This window comes from Planctomonas deserti, assembly GCF_003067705.1.
GTDB classification, from domain to species: Bacteria; Actinomycetota; Actinomycetes; order Actinomycetales; family Microbacteriaceae; genus Planctomonas; species Planctomonas deserti.
On the sequence record NZ_QANL01000003.1, the window covers coordinates 1 to 13,353 of the forward strand.

The 13,353-nt window shown below is 72.4% G+C and carries 14 protein-coding genes; 9 read left to right on the forward strand and 5 right to left on the reverse strand.

Features of this window, described 5'->3' with window-relative positions:
* Together infB and rbfA are read left to right on the forward strand one after the other, a co-directional pair.
* Positions 1–2,492 (forward strand): translation initiation factor IF-2 (infB, locus tag DAI20_RS10755; protein WP_108250681.1); only part of this gene is annotated, 2,492 nt, incomplete at its 5' end.
* A gap of 120 nt (positions 2,493–2,612) precedes the next feature.
* Complete coding sequence (rbfA, locus tag DAI20_RS10760; protein ID WP_108250683.1) at positions 2,613–3,071, forward strand: 30S ribosome-binding factor RbfA; 459 nt, start codon at positions 2,613–2,615, stop codon at positions 3,069–3,071.
* Between the two features lie 167 nt (positions 3,072–3,238).
* Here the strand turns inward: rbfA and DAI20_RS10765 are convergent, their stop codons facing one another.
* Positions 3,239–4,120, reverse strand: coding sequence for an iron-sulfur binding domain-containing protein (locus DAI20_RS10765; protein ID WP_240606034.1), 882 nt, complete (start codon positions 4,118–4,120; stop codon positions 3,239–3,241).
* Between the two features lie 51 nt (positions 4,121–4,171).
* On the opposite strand from DAI20_RS10765, the gene DAI20_RS10770 reads away from it, so the two are divergent.
* Positions 4,172–4,843 carry a nucleoside/nucleotide kinase family protein gene (locus DAI20_RS10770; protein WP_108250684.1) on the forward strand — a complete coding sequence of 224 codons (672 nt, stop codon included), beginning with the start codon at positions 4,172–4,174 and terminating at the stop codon, positions 4,841–4,843.
* A 31-nt stretch (positions 4,844–4,874) separates the two neighbouring features.
* Here the strand turns inward: DAI20_RS10770 and DAI20_RS10775 are convergent, their stop codons facing one another.
* A complete protein-coding gene (locus DAI20_RS10775) occupies positions 4,875–5,870 on the reverse strand; it encodes a ketopantoate reductase family protein (RefSeq protein WP_108250686.1) in 996 nt (331 codons plus the stop codon).
* Between the two features lie 140 nt (positions 5,871–6,010).
* On the opposite strand from DAI20_RS10775, the gene truB reads away from it, so the two are divergent.
* From truB to DAI20_RS10795, 4 genes are read left to right on the forward strand one after another with little or no spacing between them, the layout of a single operon-like run.
* Positions 6,011–6,994, forward strand: coding sequence for a tRNA pseudouridine(55) synthase TruB (gene truB, locus DAI20_RS10780; RefSeq protein ID WP_108250688.1), 984 nt, complete (start codon positions 6,011–6,013; stop codon positions 6,992–6,994).
* A complete protein-coding gene (locus DAI20_RS10785; protein WP_108250690.1) occupies positions 6,991–7,359 on the forward strand; it encodes a hypothetical protein in 369 nt (122 codons plus the stop codon). Before truB ends, DAI20_RS10785 begins: the two co-directional genes overlap by 4 nt.
* Positions 7,360–7,402: 43 nt before the next feature.
* A complete protein-coding gene (locus tag DAI20_RS10790) occupies positions 7,403–7,858 on the forward strand; it encodes a hypothetical protein (protein ID WP_108250692.1) in 456 nt (151 codons plus the stop codon).
* 3 nt (positions 7,859–7,861) lie between these two features.
* Positions 7,862–8,791 carry a bifunctional riboflavin kinase/FAD synthetase gene (locus DAI20_RS10795; RefSeq protein ID WP_108250694.1) on the forward strand — a complete coding sequence of 310 codons (930 nt, stop codon included), beginning with the start codon at positions 7,862–7,864 and terminating at the stop codon, positions 8,789–8,791.
* 48 nt (positions 8,792–8,839) lie between these two features.
* Here DAI20_RS10795 and DAI20_RS10800 read toward each other — a convergent pair whose 3' ends face one another.
* Positions 8,840–9,832 (reverse strand): squalene cyclase, encoded by a 993-nt coding sequence (locus DAI20_RS10800; protein WP_108250696.1) that lies wholly within the window; start codon positions 9,830–9,832, stop codon positions 8,840–8,842.
* A gap of 117 nt (positions 9,833–9,949) precedes the next feature.
* On the opposite strand from DAI20_RS10800, the gene DAI20_RS10805 reads away from it, so the two are divergent.
* A complete protein-coding gene (locus DAI20_RS10805; RefSeq protein WP_108250698.1) occupies positions 9,950–10,570 on the forward strand; it encodes an alpha/beta fold hydrolase in 621 nt (206 codons plus the stop codon).
* 49 nt (positions 10,571–10,619) lie between these two features.
* Here the strand turns inward: DAI20_RS10805 and DAI20_RS10810 are convergent, their stop codons facing one another.
* Positions 10,620–11,006, reverse strand: a complete 387-nt coding sequence (locus DAI20_RS10810) for a VOC family protein (RefSeq protein ID WP_108250700.1) — start codon at positions 11,004–11,006, stop codon at positions 10,620–10,622.
* A gap of 128 nt (positions 11,007–11,134) precedes the next feature.
* Here DAI20_RS10810 and DAI20_RS10815 point away from each other — a divergent pair, with 128 nt between their 5' ends.
* On the forward strand, positions 11,135–12,112 hold the full coding sequence (locus DAI20_RS10815) for a helix-turn-helix transcriptional regulator (protein WP_108250702.1): 978 nt from the start codon (positions 11,135–11,137) through the stop codon (positions 12,110–12,112).
* Here the strand turns inward: DAI20_RS10815 and DAI20_RS10820 are convergent.
* Positions 12,109–13,344: a mannosyltransferase family protein gene (locus DAI20_RS10820; protein ID WP_108250704.1), complete on the reverse strand. Its 1,236-nt coding sequence runs from the start codon at positions 13,342–13,344 to the stop codon at positions 12,109–12,111. The genes DAI20_RS10815 and DAI20_RS10820 overlap by 4 nt on opposite strands.
* Positions 13,345–13,353 lie beyond the last annotated feature (9 nt).

Below are 13,353 nucleotides of genomic sequence, written 5' to 3' on the forward strand. Positions count from 1 at the left end.
CCGAGCGCCAGGCCCAGGCCGAGGCCGCCGCCAAGGCTGCCGCCGCCGCAAAGGCGGAGGCAGCCGCAGCCGCGTCCACGAGCACGCCGGAGGCCCCCGCCGCCCCCGCCGCGCCGAGCGACGCGGTGAAGCCGGGCGCCTCCATCCCGCGCCCGGGCATCCCCCGTCCGGGCATGCCCCGCCCCGGCAACAACCCCTTCGCCAGCAACCAGGGCATGGGCCAGAAGCCGCGTCCCGGCAACAACCCCTTCGCGAGCAACCAGGGCATGGGCCAGCGCCCCGCCGCCGGTGCGGGCGGACCCCGTCCCACCGCGCCGCGTCCCGGTGCTCCCCGCCCCGGCGCCCCGCGTCCGGGTGGACCCGGCCAGGGTGCCCGTCCGGGCGGCTTCGGTCAGCGTCCCGCCGGTAGCGGCCAGCGTCCCGGCAACGCCGGTAGCGGCTTCCGTCCCGGTGGCGCCCCTGGTGCTGCCGGTGGTTTCCGACCCGGCGGCGCCCCCGGTGCCGGTGGTGGCTTCCGTCCCGCCGGTGGTGGCGGCCGTGGTCGCGGCCCCGGCGGCGGCACGGCCGGTGCGTTCGGTCGCGGTGGCGGCAAGAGCAAGGCGCGCAAGTCGAAGCGGACGAAGAGGGCAGAGTTCGAGCTGAGGGAAGCCCCGTCGCTCGGCGGCGTGAGCGTTCCCCGCGGCAACGGCAGCACGGTCATCCGACTGCGCCGCGGCGCCTCCATCTCGGACTTCGCCGACAAGATCGACGCGAGCCCCGGAAACCTCGTCACCGTGCTGTTCCACCTCGGTGAGATGGCCACGGCGACGGAGTCGCTCGACGAGGCCACCTTCTCGGTGCTCGGTGAGGAGCTGGGCTACAAGATCCAGGTCGTCTCGCCCGAGGACGAGGACCGCGAGCTGCTCGAGGGCTTCGACATCGACCTCGAGCAGGAGCTCGAGGACGAGGACGACGACGTGCTGGAGATCCGGCCCCCCGTCGTCACCGTCATGGGTCACGTCGACCACGGTAAGACCCGACTGCTCGACGCCATCCGCAGCGCCAACGTCATCGCGGGCGAGGCCGGCGGCATCACGCAGCACATCGGCGCCTACCAGGTGTGGGCTCCGCACGAGGACGTCGAGCGCGCCATCACCTTCATCGACACCCCGGGCCACGAGGCGTTCACCGCCATGCGCGCCCGTGGTGCGCAGGTGACGGACATCGCGATCCTGGTGGTCGCGGCCGACGACGGCATCATGCCGCAGACGGTCGAGGCGCTGAACCACGCCCAGGCGGCGAACGTGCCGATCGTGGTCGCGGTCAACAAGATCGACAAGCCCGGCGCCAACCCGGCGAAGGTGCGCCAGCAGCTCACCGAGTACGGCCTCGTGGCCGAGGAGTACGGCGGCGACGTGATGTTCGTCGACGTGTCCGCGCTGAACAAGACGGGTATCGACGACCTGCTCGAGGCCGTTCTGCTCACCGCGGATGCGGGACTCGACCTCCGCGCGAACCCGAACAAGGACGCGCGCGGTGTCGCCATCGAGGCGCGACTCGACAAGGGCCGCGGCGCCGTGGCGACCGTGCTTATCCAGTCCGGAACGCTGCGCGTCGGAGACGCCATCGTCGCGGGCACCGCCTACGGGCGAGTGCGGGCGATGATGGACGAGAACGGCGACGTCGTGCACGAGGCCTACCCCTCGCGTCCGGTGCTCGTTCAGGGTCTGTCGAGCGTGCCCCGCGCCGGCGACACCTTCCTCGTCACCGAGGAGGACCGCACCGCGCGGCAGATCGCCGAGAAGCGCGAGGCCGTCGAGCGCAACGCTCAGTTGGCCAAGGCTCGCAAGCGCATCAGCCTCGAGGACTTCACCCGTGCACTCGAAGAGGGCAAGGTCGAGGCGCTCAACCTCATCATCAAGGGTGACGTCTCCGGTGCCGTCGAGGCGCTCGAGGAGTCGCTGCTCAAGATCGAGGTGGACGACAGCGTTCAGCTGCGCATCATCCACCGCGGTGTGGGTGCGGTCACCGAGTCCGACGTCAACCTCGCAACGGTCGACAACGCCATCATCATCGGCTTCAACGTGCGTCCTGACAACAAGGCGCGCGAGCGGGCCGCTCGTGAGGGCGTCGACGTGCGGTTCTACTCCGTCATCTACGCTGCGCTCGAGGACATCGAGAACTCGCTCAAGGGCATGCTCAAGCCCGAGTTCGAAGAGGTCCAGTCCGGCGTGGCGGAGATCCGCGAGGTGTTCCGCTCCAGCAAGTTCGGCAACATCGCCGGTGTCATCGTCCGGTCCGGCACGATCACGCGCAACGCCAAGGCGCGCGTCATCCGCGAGGGCATCGTGGTGGGGGACAACCTCGCCATCGAGTCGCTGCGCCGGTTCAAGGACGACGTCACCGAGGTCCGCACGGACTTCGAGGCCGGTATCGGCCTGGGCAAGTTCAACGACATCCAGATCGGCGACGAGATCGAGACGATCGAGATGAAGGAGAAGCCGCGCGCGTAGCACGCGGCACATCGGGTGCCGGCGTACGGTTGGGGGCGAGTTCGCCCCGCCGGACGCCGGCACCCGGCTTTTCGCCGGGGCAACACCTGCCCCGGCGGCACGTCAGAAAGAGGAACGAACATGGTCGATGAAGCACGCGCACGCAAGATGGCCGATCGCATCAAGGAGATCGTCGCCAAGAAGCTCGACCGTGGCATCAAGGACCCGCGGCTCGGCTTCGTCACCATCACCGACGTCCGCATGACCGGCGACCTGCAGCACGCCAGCATCTTCTACACCGTCTACGGCACGGAGGGGGAGCGCGCGGACAGTGCCGCCGCCCTCAAGTCGGCGACCGGGATGCTGCGCAGCGAGGTCGGCCGCAACATCACGGCCCGCGTCACGCCGTCGCTCGAGTTCATCCTCGACGCCTTGCCCGAGACGGCCGCGTCGATCGAGCGCCTGCTGCAGGAGGCCCGCGAGCGGGACAACGAGACGCAGACGCTCGCGGCGAACGCCACGTACGCCGGCGACGAGGACCCCTACGTCAAGCCCCGAACCGACGAGGACGACGACGAGGAGGACGACGCCACCCGCTGACCCGACGTGGTCCGCGAGCGATCCCAGTCCCTGAGCCCGTACGGTTCCTGAGCTCGTCGAAGGGACGCGACATCCGTTGCGTCCCTTCGACAGGGTCAGGGACCGTCGTCGTTGGGGACCGTCGTCGTTGAGGACCGTCGGCGGCTCAGGGACCGTGGCGGGCGCCGTTACTCGGGTAGCGCGTAGGACCCGGGTTCGGCGGGCACCGCGAGGCCGTCCGCCACGAGCGCCGCGAGAGCGCGTTCGAGCTGCACCGCGTCCGGCCACAGCGCCGCGATTTCCGCCGCAGTCACGGGCCGGTGCGACGCGCGCAGCTCGGCGAGGATGAGGCCGCGCACCTGGCGGTCCGACCCCTCGAACCGCTTCTGCACGACCCTGGCCGGCCCGGTGTATTCCGGATAGCCCGCGGCGCGCCAGCGGCAGGTCTCCCGCAGCGGGCACGCGTCGCAGCGCGGCGAACGCGCCGTGCACACGACGGCGCCCAGCTCCATCACGCCGGCGTTGAAGACTCGCGCCTCGTCCCGGTCCTCGGGCAGCTCCGCGGCCATCGCCGCAAGGTCGCGCCGGGTCGACGGCGGGCCGGGGTCGGCGACTCCGCCGACCGCCCGGGCGAGCACGCGGCGCACGTTCGTGTCCACGACCGGGTGCCGGTGACCGAACGCGAACGCCGCCACGGCCCGCGCCGTGTACTCGCCGACGCCCGGCAGGGCGAGCAGTTCCGAGACGGTCTCGGGCACGATCCCGCCGTGCCGCTCCGTGATCGCGACCGCGCAGCCGTGCAGGTACAGCGCCCGGCGCGGGTAGCCGAGCCTGCCCCAGGCCCGCACAGCCTCGCTCTGCGGCGTCGACGCGAGCGCGTGCGGCGTCGGCCAGCGCTCGAGCCACTCCTCGAGCCGGGGGATGACCCGCACCACCGGGGTCTGCTGCAGCATGAACTCGCTGACGAGGATGCCCCACGGGCCGAAGCCCGGCCTGCGCCACGGCAGGTCGCGCGCGTTCGCGCGGAACCAGGCGTTCACGGCGAGCGCGGTGTCGCTTGCCGGTGTCACCCGTTCAGCCTAGGCGAGGACCGGGACGGTCCACGCGCGTAGGCTCGCGGCATGCCCCTGTACCAGGCAACGCGTTCCGAGGTCGTCGGCGGGATCGCCGACGAGTTCCTGCACAACTACGGCCGCGGCCGCACCATCCTCGCCGTCGACGGCGCCGACGGGGCGGGGAAGACCCGCTTCGCGGACGAGCTCGCAGCGACGATGCGCAAGCGCGGCGTCGCCGTTTTCCGCGCCTCCATCGACTCGTTCCTCCGGCCGCGGTCGGAGCGCCACGGCCGCGGACGCACGGGCGAGACCTGCTTCCACGACTCGTACGACTACTCGACCTTCCGCCGCGTGCTGGTCGAGCCGTTCCGCCTGGGCGGCAGCGCCGGCTTCGTGCTCGAGGCGTTCGACGGCCGCCGCGACGCGCCCGTCGAGCCGAAGTGGGTCACCGCGCCGGCCGATGCCGTGCTGATCGTCGACGGCGTCTTCCTCAACCGCCCCGAGCTCAGCGGCATCTGGAACTACTCGGTCTGGCTCGACGTGCCCGCGGAGATCGCGTTCGCCCGCGTGGCCGAGCGGGACGGCACGGACCCCGACCCGGAGGCGGAGAGCAACCGGCGGTACGCGGACGCGCAGCGCCTCTACCGCTCCGTCGTCGACCCGCGCACGAAGGCGTCCGCGATCATCGCGAACGGCGACCTCGAGCACCCCCGCCGGATCTTCGCCGACAGCTGCTAGGCGTTAATCGCTACCGGCTACCCGCTACCCGCTAGCCGGCCACGCGGCGCACGACCTCGGCGACGGGCAGGTGCGCCCGCGAGGCCTCGACCTCGTGCACCATGGCGACGAGCGCCGCGTTGACCGGGCTGTCCAGCCGCAGTCGGGCGGCCTGCGCCACGACGGCACCGTTCAGTCCGTCGACCTCCGTCGGCCTGCCTCGCCGGATGCTCTGCAGCGTCGACCCCGGATTCGGCGTCGCACCCATGCGCCTGCCCATGCGGGCGGGAACCGCCTGCGCGAGCCGGACGGGCAGTCGGGCGAATGCGCGCAGGGTCCGGTCGCCGAGGCCCGAGATCGGATCGAAGCGGATTCCCGCGGCCACCCCGACGCGGACGGTCTCCTGCATGCCCCGCGTCACCACGGCACGCAGGGCAGGGTCGGCCAGCGTGGCCTGGACGCTCAGCCCGGTGATGGCGGGCACGGCGTTCACGCCGTTGATCACGAGCTTCGTCCACTGCGCGCCCTCGAAGTTGGCGGTCGCGCGGACCGGCAGGATCGGGTCGAGCAGCTCGACCGCGGACAGCACCGGCAGGGTGGGCGCGGCACCGGGCACGCCGAGGATCGTCTCCGCTGCCGCCGTCACCGAGACCCGCCCGGGCGCCACGAGGGAGGCCGCGAACAGCGCGAGCCCTCCGACGACGTCGGAGTGGGGGAGGGCCCTCCTGCCGCCGCGCACGCCCTCCAGGCCGTTCTGCACGACCACGACGGGGATGCCCCGCAGGTAGCCCGCGTTGGCCGACATCGCGTCCGCGGCGTCCGCGATCTTGGCCGTGACGAGGGCGAGCTCCGGCGGGCGGCCGAGGCGCTCGGCGGCGGCGACCCGAGCGGTGTGCGTGCCCCACGCGCCGGTGAGGAGCAGGCCGTCCTCCTGGAGCGTCCGCAGGTTCTCGCCGCGCGCGGTCACGTCGACCTCGTGTCCGGCGCGGTGCAGCAGCGCGGCGAGCGTGCCGCCGACGGCACCCGCGCCGATCACCGCTACCCGCATGCGTCCCCCGCTTCCCGCGGTCTCCCGCGCCTCCGTACACCCCGTGGGCGCGGCTTCCGATCCTGGTCCCCGCGCACCCGCTCCAGCCTAGGTGAACCGTTTTGGCTCCCCCCGGCGGCATGCCGGATGATGGGGGAGTCATGACACGAACATCCGCCGGGGAGCCCGGCCCGCGGGCGAGCGGCATCCTGCTCCTCGACAAGCAGGGCGGCTGGACGAGCCACGACCTCGTCGCCCGCACCCGGCGCCTCGCCGGAACCCGGAAGGTGGGTCACGCGGGCACGCTCGATCCGATGGCCACCGGGCTCATGATCCTCGGCATCAACAGCTCCACCCGGCTGCTCACCTACCTCGTCGGGCTCGACAAGGAGTACGTCGCCACCATCCGGCTGGGTTCGGCCACCGTCACCGACGACCGCGAGGGCGACGTCGTGTCGACCGCCCCGCCCGGCGCCGTAGCCACCCTCGGCGTCGATCAGGTCGAGCAGGCGATGGCGCAGCTCCGCGGCGACATCCGCCAGGTGCCGAGCACCGTCAGCGCGATCAAGGTGGACGGCAAGCGCGCCTACGCCCTGGCGCGCGAGGGCGAGGAGGTCGAGCTCGCGGCCCGCGCGGTCACCGTCTCCGCCTTCGAGCTGCGCGGATACGAGCCGCAGCCGTCCGAGGACCCCGGACAGGGCGACCACCTCGACCTCCTGGTGCGCGTCGAGTGCTCGTCCGGAACCTACATCCGCGCGCTGGCCCGTGACCTCGGCGCCTCTCTCGGCGTCGGCGGGCACCTCACCGAGCTGCGGCGCACTCGGGTGGGCCCCTTCGCCGTGCGGGACGCCGTGACCATCGACGAGCTCGACGTGGCCACCCGGCTGCTGCCGCCCGCCACGGCGGCGGGCGCGATCTTCGAGACCCTGCACCTCACCCACGAGCAGGCGGTGGACCTCGGACACGGCAAGCGCATCTCTGCCGCGGAGGAGGCGCCCGGTGGCGGACCCCTCGCCGCCGTCGCCCCCGACGGCCGGCTCGTGGGCCTCGTGGAGTTCTCCGGCCGGGTCGGCAGGTCGGTCGTCAACTTCCCGCCGGACGACCCGGTGCCCCCCGCCGCAGCCGACCCGACGGGAGCGCCGTGATCGAGTGGTTCACCACGGCGCAGATCGCCATCGCGGTCGCGGCCGGACTGCTGTGCCTCGTCCTCGGCTTCGCGGGCCGGAAGCCCAACGACCTCAGCATGGGCGCGGCCGCCCTCGTCGAGGTGCTGCTCGTCGCGCAGCTGGTCACCGCGATCGTCGCGCCGATCTTCGGGAACCTTCCCACGGGCAACGTCGCGGAGTTCTACGCGTACCTGATCAGCGCCGTCATCGTGCCTCCGCTCGCCGCCTTCTGGGCGCTCGTGGAACGGACGAGATGGAGCACCGTCATCCTCGGCGTCGCCTGCCTGGCGATTGCCGTGATGCTCTACCGCATGCACATCATCTGGAACGTGCAGCTGACCTGACGCGGCGGCGGTGCCCAGCCGGGTAGGCGATAATGGATGGGACATGGCTAACAGCGCGCGCGTGACCGGGATCGGTCGAGTCCTGATCGTGGTCTACGGCTTTCTCGCCCTCGCGGCCACCGGTCGCTCGGCGGTGCAGATCCTCACGAAGTTCGACGAGGCCCCGCTGGCCTACTCGCTCTCCGCCCTCGCGGCGGTCGTCTACATCGTCGCGACGGTCGCCCTCGTCGCGCCCGGCCGCAGCGCCGCGTCCCACACCGCCTGGTACCGCGTCGCCTGGGGCACGATCACGTTCGAGCTGCTCGGCGTGATCGTCATCGGCGTGCTCAGCCTGGCCGACCCCGAGCTGTTCCCCCACGACACCGTGTGGTCGGTCTTCGGCCGTGGCTACGTGTTCGTGCCCCTGATCCTGCCCGTGCTCGGCATGGTCTGGCTGGCGAAGCACCGCCCGCGGTCCACCTCGCCCGCCGCCGCGTCGGCGGCCCAGAGGACGGCCTGACGGGTGCGCCTGTACGAGACGCTGGAGGACATCCCGGCGGGCTACGGCCCGTCCGCGGTGAGCATCGGTAAGTTCGACGGCGTGCACGCCGGCCACCGCGCCGTGCTCGGCCGGCTCGTCGAGCTCGCCCAGGCCGAGGGCCTCGTGTCCACGGTCGTGACGTTCGACCGGCATCCGCTCGCCCTGCTCTCGCCCGGATCCTGCCCGCCGCCGCTCGTGAGCAACCCGCAGAAGGTCGCGCTGCTGGCCGAGGTCGGCGTCGACACGACCGTGCTGCTGCCGTTCGACGAGGCGCTCTCCTCGCTCACCCCGCGCGAGTTCGTCGAGAAGATCCTCGTCGACGCCCTCTCGGCGCGGCTCGTGCTCGTCGGGGAGGACTTCCGCTTCGGCGCGCGCGGGGCCGGAACGGTCGAGACCCTCGCGCAGCTCGGCGAGGAGCACGGATTTCGGGTGCAGACGGTCGGCGACGTGCGCCCGGACCACCACAGACGGGCCTCCTCCACCTGGATCCGCGACCTGCTCACCGCGGGGGAGGTCGGCGCGGCGGCGACCCTGCTCGGCCGCGCGCCGTCCGTGCGCGGCGTCGTGGTGCACGGCGCCAAGCGCGGCCGGGAGCTCGGCTTCCCGACCGCGAACCTCTCTCCCGAGTCCGAGGGCCTCATCCCCGCCGACGGCGTGTACGCCGGCTGGCTCACCGACGACGGCAAGCGGTATCCCGCGGCGATCTCCGTGGGCAGCAACCCGACCTTCGAGGGCGTCCCGCCCAAGCAGGTCGAGGCGTACGTGCTCGACGAGGACCTCGACCTCTACGACCACGTGGTCGACGTGGCGTTCGTGTCCCGCATCCGCGGCCAGGTCGCCTACGAGGGCATCGGGCCCCTCATCGAGCAGATACGCCACGACGTGGAGCGCGTGCGCCGCATCCTGGCCTAGCCGCGACCCGACCGCGCGGCCGAGTCCAGCCGCATCCGGCGGGTCCGGCTACCGGGAGCCCGCCGCTTCCGACGCGGTCGCCTCGTCCCACCAGTCGAGGACGCGGGTGGCGTGGAAGGTGAGCCACGGCGAGGGCTCGCCCGGCGGCACGTCGATCTGGAACCAGGTGCGCCCGGGGTGCCGGCGCTCCTGCAGCCAGGTCCCGTCCGGGCGGCGCGCGGCGCGGATCACCTCGATGGCGTCCGCCAGGCGCGGGTCGGGGGCGGTGCCGTCGTGCAGCGCCGCTGAGCGGAAGTGGTCGGCCGCGTTGAGCGCGCTGTAGACCCAGCGGAACGGATAGGCGAAGTGTGTCGCCCACGATCCGACGAGCTCGCCCGTGCTGCGCCGACGCAGCAGCCCGCGCTCCAGCAGGTACTCCTCGCCCGCCCGCCTGGCCTCCCTCAGCGCGTCCGTGCCCCCGGTCGCGGCCTCGTAGTACAGCATCCCCTTCAGGCTGTTGAGGGTCGAGTGGAAGGAGGACCGGGTCGAGCCCTCGACCCACTCGCAGTTCCAGCCGCCGTCCGCCAGCCGGTGCTCGACGAACCAGCCCGCCAGCGCCGAGACGTCCGTACCGAGCCACGCACCGTTGGCGAGTGTGAAGGCGTTGATACAGCAGTCGACCTCGCCGCCCCAGTAGGGCAGGCCCTCGTACTCCCAGCGGCTGTTCGCCGCGAGCAGCTCCGCGGTCCCGGCGAGCGCCGCCGGATCCAGCCCGAAGTCGCGCAGGGTGTTGAGCGTCCACGTCGTCGCCGTGTAGGGCTGCCCGTCCTCGTCGGCCGGGTCAGGGCCACGGAAGTCGCCGGGGAAGTACGCGCCCCCCGCCCACTGCCCGTCGGGATCCTGGGCCGCGAGCAGCCGGGCGCCGAAGCCCTCGGTGGCGACCCGGGCGCGCGTCGCGCTCCAGACCGCCTCGGGTGCTCCCACCAGGTCGCGCTCGACCTGCCAGCGGAGGGCGGGGTCCGAGTCCAGTAACCAGTCCAGCAGCGGCGGGTCGATCGGCATGCTGGCCAGGCTAGCGCCGTCGCCGCGATCCACCACCCCCTCTCTAAAGGCGGGGTGGCGCGGGCGACGCGACCCAGCGGGGCGACGCGGCGCGGCCGACTGATTAGGGTTGGCCCTATGTCGCTGCCGATCGTCTTCGTCCATGGCTCGAACCTCGGCGGAAGGGCTGCCTGGCCGGTTCAGGCGGCCGCCGACTTCGGACGCGAGACGCACTTCCTCGCCCTCCCGGGGTACGGCGAGGGCGAGGAGCGCATCCCCACCGACTTCGAGGCGGATGCATCAGCCGTCGTCGAGGCCGCGGGGGAGGGCGCACACGTGGTCGCGCACTCCTACGGCGCGCTCGCCGCGATCCGGGCGGCCCACCTCTCACCCGCGACCGTGGTGTCGCTCGTGCTGTTCGAGCCGTCGGCGTTCTCGCTCGTGCGCGGGGAGCCGCGGGTGGAGCACTTCATCGCGTCCTTCGGCACCGAGCAGGAGATCCGGTCGAACGAGCGCTTCCGCCTGCTCCGGCCGCCGTGGGAGGCGGGCCTGAGCCCGGACATCTTCGCCGACGTCGCCACCCTCGCCGTCACCGGACACTCGAGCGACGCGTACGACGTCGTCGTCGACCGGATCGCGTCGCTCGGGGGCGAGCGCGCCGAGATCGAGGGCTACGGCCACGACCTGCCGGACGCGCCGCAGTCCGTCGACCTCATCCGCGACTTCATCGAGCGGGTCGAGGCGCGGATCAGCGGCTGACCCGCTCCGGACCCATCGTCTTCATCCAGCGTGCGTCATCGCGGGCGGATCACGCCTGCTGCGGCACCGCCTGCTGCGGCACCATCTGCTGCAGCGCCCAGCCGTTGCCGTCCGGGTCGGTGAAGAACACGAAGCGGCCCCACGGATACTCCTCCACGCCGCGAGCCTCGACGCCGAGCTCCCGCAGCTCCGCCAGCGCGCGGTCGGCGTCGGCGACGACGCACTGCAGCCCCTCGACGGACCCGGGTGTCATCTGGCTCATGTTGGTGTCCAGCACTATGGAACAGGCCGAGCCCGGAGGCGTCAGCTGCACGAAGCGCAGGTCCTCGTTGACCCGGACGTCGTGGTCAGCGGTGAAGCCGATCTTCACGTAGAACTCCTTCGCCCTGTCGATGTCCGCCACGGGCACCGCGATGAGCTCGAGCTTCCAGTCCATGCTTTTTCCGTCCCTTCCCGGTGGGGTCGTGCCGATGCGCCGCGCACCGGCGGCTCCGGCCGCCACCGCCATCACGATAGGAACGATTCAGGACGGTTCTCGTCCTGTTTTCCGTCGTATTCTCGACCATGGCCGAGACGACGTCGCGGGTGCTCGCGCTGCTCGGCGTGCTGCAGACCCACCGGCAGTGGACAGGCCCGGAACTGGCGCGGCGGCTCGGCGTCACCGAGCGGACCCTACGACGGGACGTCGAGCGCCTGCGCGGGCTGGGCTACCGGGTGGAGGCGACGCGGGGAGCGGCCGGGGGTTACCGGCTCGAGGCGGCATCCGCCCTGCCCCCGCTGCTGTTCACCGCGCAGGAGGCGGTGGCCGTCGCGGTCGGCCTGCGGCTGGCGGCGGCCCAGGGCCTCGCCGATGACGAGCAGACCACGATGTCGGCGCTCGCGAAGTTCGAGCAGGTGCTGCCCGCCGCGTTGCGGGAGCGGGTGAACGCCCTCGCGGGCGCGGTCACGGCGCAACCCGGCCGTCGGGCGCCCGTGTCGCCAGACCTGCTCGGCGCGCTCGCCCTCGCGTGCCGCGACCACGAGCGGATCCGCTTCCACTATCTCGCGGCGACGGGGGAGGAGACGCGCCGGCTCGTCGAGCCGCACGCGCTGGTGGCCGCCCAGCGCGACTGGTGTCTGGTGTGCTGGGACCTGCACCGGGAGGACTGGCGCACGTTCCGGGTCGACCGCATCCACGACCTGACCGGCACGCGACTGCGGTTCGAGCCGCGCGCGCTGCCCGCGGCCGACGCCGCGCAGTTCCTCGCCGCCGCGACCGCGGAGCTCAGCAGGACGCACACCGCCTGGGTGGTGATGGACCTACCCCTGGATCGCATGCGGGAGCGGTTCGGGCCGTGGGCGGCCGGAGCCCAGGCGGACGGGGAGGGGCGCACGCGATGGCCGATCGGCGGTCGCAGCACCCAGGAGCTGCTCGATGCCCTCGTCTGGGTGCCCGAGGGGGTGCGCTACGAGGTCGAGGGCTCGCCCGAGCTCGTTGCGGCTCTGCGGGAGACCGCGAGCCGCATGCTCGACGCGGCGGACCGGTCGTCGGTCCAGCGCTAGGCGGGCCAGACGAACCAGAAGAGCAGGATCGCGACCGGCTGGAGCGCGATGCAGGCGGTCAGCATCCGGCGCCGGCGCTGCGGGGTGGCCGACAGCGCGGGCAGCCCGAGCAGGGGGGAGAGCGGCAGGAGCATGCGGAAGAGGCTCTGCTGCGGCAGGAAGACCGCCACGAGGTAGGCGACGTAGCTGATCGTGTACAGGTGCAGGTCGAGGCCGAGGAGGCGCACCTGGCGGCCGGACAGCCACAGGATGGCGCCGAAGAGCACCGCGGTCACCATCACGACGCCGAACGCCCCGAGGTAGTGGCCGGCCATGAGGAACCACGGCGTGAAGGGCACGAAGCCCACGTCGCCGACGTAGTCGCGCCACCACGCCATCTCCGTGTCGAAGTACGCGCTCCGGCTGCCGGTCACCGCCGTGGCCACCAGGGGCCAGGCGAAGCCGGCGATCGTGATGACGATGCCCGCCGCGATCGCGGCGACGCGCTCCGCGTGCGGGAACGGCGCTTTGTCGCGCCCCGCGAGGCGGAACAGGAAGTGCAGGCCGAGCGCGGCGGACACCGCAAGCGCGCCGGGGTGGGCGAAGGCGGCGCCGACGCCGAGCGGGATCATGAGCCAGTACCGGCGCGCGGACATCGCGGCGACGCTGCAGAACATGAAGAACAGGAAGACGCTCTCGGCGTAGGCGATCTGCAGCACGAACGACATCGGGCCGAAGCAGAAGAACATGGCGCCCCAGAAGGCGCTGGTGCGCCCGACGCTCGGCAGGAGCAGTCGGTAGAGCGCGACCGTCGCGGCCGCGCCGAAGATCGTGGAGATGACCGCACCGCTGAGCGCGAAGTCCCAGCCGGTGAGGGCCGACACCGGCCGCACCATCAACGGGAAGAGCGGCAGGAAGGCCCAGGGGTTCTTCTGGACGTTGCCGTCGTCACCACGGGGGAGCTCAGTCGGGTACCCGTCGACGGCGATGGTGCCGTAGTGCACGCCGTCCCAGGAGGCGAGGAACCGGGCGAAGCTGGGCACCCAGTCGAAGCTAGCGAAGTCCCAGCCGAGTGCCCGGGCGAGCCCGTGCACCGCTGCGAGGAACGCCGTCGTCAGCAGGCGGGATGCGGCGTAGGCGGCGAGGACCAGTGCCCACATGGGCACGAGGTAGCCCCGCAGGGTGACCGCGTCGGTCGACCGGCGACGTACCGTTGTGACCGCCCGCGCGGCGGTGAGCTGCGTGGGCGTCATCGCGTGTGG

Excerpts from the sequence above, each read along its gene's own strand:
- DAI20_RS10775 (WP_108250686.1), bottom strand. The coding sequence starts at position 5,870 with ATGCGGGTAGCGGTGATCGGCGCGGGTGCCGTCGGCGGCACGCTCGCC.
- rbfA (WP_108250683.1), top strand. The coding sequence starts at position 2,613 with ATGGTCGATGAAGCACGCGCACGCAAGATGGCCGATCGCATCAAGGAG.
- DAI20_RS10820 (WP_108250704.1), bottom strand. The coding sequence starts at position 13,344 with ATGACGCCCACGCAGCTCACCGCCGCGCGGGCGGTCACAACGGTACGT.
- DAI20_RS10810 (WP_108250700.1), bottom strand. The coding sequence starts at position 11,006 with ATGGACTGGAAGCTCGAGCTCATCGCGGTGCCCGTGGCGGACATCGAC.
- DAI20_RS10790 (WP_108250692.1), top strand. The coding sequence starts at position 7,403 with ATGGCTAACAGCGCGCGCGTGACCGGGATCGGTCGAGTCCTGATCGTG.
- DAI20_RS10805 (WP_108250698.1), top strand. The coding sequence starts at position 9,950 with ATGTCGCTGCCGATCGTCTTCGTCCATGGCTCGAACCTCGGCGGAAGG.
- truB (WP_108250688.1), top strand. The coding sequence starts at position 6,011 with ATGACACGAACATCCGCCGGGGAGCCCGGCCCGCGGGCGAGCGGCATC.
- DAI20_RS10800 (WP_108250696.1), bottom strand. The coding sequence starts at position 9,832 with ATGCCGATCGACCCGCCGCTGCTGGACTGGTTACTGGACTCGGACCCC.
- DAI20_RS10815 (WP_108250702.1), top strand. The coding sequence starts at position 11,135 with ATGGCCGAGACGACGTCGCGGGTGCTCGCGCTGCTCGGCGTGCTGCAG.
- DAI20_RS10770 (WP_108250684.1), top strand. The coding sequence starts at position 4,172 with ATGCCCCTGTACCAGGCAACGCGTTCCGAGGTCGTCGGCGGGATCGCC.